Raw genomic sequence first — 233 nt, forward strand, 5'->3', positions numbered from 1 at the left:
CCTGCTTCAACACCGTTCTTAGCCAATTGAGGGAGGGAAGCTGTGCCCGTCAAATCGCCACTTAATGTAATTCCACCCTTAACTGTTGAGGTAGCATCATTTATGGAGGATGCTCCTCCTGCATATACCCAAATATCTCCGCTATAAATGTACTGCGTTTTACTCCCACTATGATTTGAATCACTTTTAATGAAAATCCAATATCCACGTTGAGGAGAAGGGAAAGCTTGCAT

General features: G+C 42.9%; 1 protein-coding gene. It reads right to left on the bottom strand.

Annotated elements, in window-relative coordinates; translation table 11 throughout:
* The coding region (locus SB756_RS35665) for a hypothetical protein (RefSeq protein ID WP_410913958.1) at nucleotides 1–233 on the bottom strand (233 nt) is incomplete at both ends.

This window comes from Pseudomonas sp. SIMBA_068, from assembly GCF_046534705.1.
Classification (GTDB): domain Bacteria; phylum Pseudomonadota; class Gammaproteobacteria; order Pseudomonadales; family Pseudomonadaceae; genus Aquipseudomonas; species Aquipseudomonas putida.